This window comes from Metasolibacillus meyeri (assembly GCF_003049505.1).
GTDB classification, from domain to species: domain Bacteria; phylum Bacillota; class Bacilli; order Bacillales_A; family Planococcaceae; genus Metasolibacillus; species Metasolibacillus meyeri.
In genome coordinates, this window is record NZ_PYWN01000003.1 from 1 (window position 1) to 1,209 (window position 1,209).

Annotated in this window: 1 protein-coding gene; it reads right to left on the reverse strand. The window is 37.1% G+C overall.

Going from position 1 to position 1,209, the window contains the following annotated elements:
* Positions 1 to 205: 205 nt before the first annotated feature.
* The gene (locus C9J34_RS00695; RefSeq protein ID WP_107837932.1) at positions 206 to 715 is read right to left on the reverse strand and encodes a sigma-70 family RNA polymerase sigma factor; all 510 of its coding nucleotides are present in this window, start codon (positions 713 to 715) and stop codon (positions 206 to 208) included.
* Positions 716 to 1,209 lie beyond the last annotated feature (494 nt).

Consider the following 1,209-nt stretch of genomic DNA (forward strand, 5'->3'; position numbering starts at 1 on the left):
TTCATTCCAACTTCACTTAAATGAACTCCTCACTATATAGGCATTTGTATGGCACGTTAAATTTTGAATTGCATCATTTCAACTTTGCTTATAACGAACTCCTCACTATATAAGCTTTTGTATGGCAAGCTGAAATTCTTATTTACTTCATTCCAACTTCGCTTAAATAAACTTCTCACTATATAGGTGTTTGTATGGCAAAGCCTTAAAATGAATTTTTCATTACATAGCCACTTCCATGGCATAGTAGCTTTTTGCCATCAATATTGTTTTTTATTTTTAATTCCGCTCGCCTTAAATAACTTTGTACGGAGCTGCGTGTAATTTCTAAAATGTTAGCTACTTTAGAAAATGTCATGTATTCCCCTCGAATGAGTACAAACACTTTGCGCTCATTTTCTGTTAATCCCGCCATTGCCTCCTTTACAATGAGTTGAATACTATCTATGCGTTCTTCCTCTTCATTTAGTTGCTGCTCATCTATATCTGGTACAGTTAAATCAATGGATAAAAGAAATTGCTGCATCAAATAGTGATCCATTACATAACAATCCTTCCGAATGGCAGCGCGATACTCAGCAGGGTCATAGCCTGTTTCCATCCATTGAATCGCCTCCTTTAAATCACGCTCCATACTTGTGCATCCACCTACTGCCTGTAGATTCTTTAATGATTGCTTATATTCTTCAATTAAATCTGGAAAGTATTTAGCCATTAGCTTTCTCCTCTCATTTTCAAATCAATTACGCCTCGGTGTAATTGCGTCCAGATTTTTTCAAGCTTGCTCCTAGTAGAAGTTAACCTAAAAGCGTTACATCCTGTGACAACGGTTAACTGACCTGCATCGTGCAGGCCTCCCCTTCAAAATCTGTGACATCCACCGGAGGCTTTATTTTGATTCAGTGAGTTGTCACCCACTGAATTAAATATCCATTAAGCATTTATCTCTCCGCTTACAGAGGTGGGCGTTTTTTGCTGAATCAAAATAAAAAGGACACTAATTGACTTGGTTAAATAACCAAAATCAATTAGTATCCGTCGGTTTTTCCGTAGGGACTATTATTTAATTTGTTGGATGCGAATTCGTTCTGCTCGCTCTACATCTAATACACGTCCATTTTTCCAAATGATTGTGTCTTGTCCAAAATCTTTTGGCTTTAGCGGTGTAACATAGCCATCCTGTACAATATCTGTCTCTTATACACATCT

Excerpts from the sequence above, each read along its gene's own strand:
- C9J34_RS00695 (WP_107837932.1), bottom strand. The coding sequence starts at position 715 with ATGGCTAAATACTTTCCAGATTTAATTGAAGAATATAAGCAATCATTA.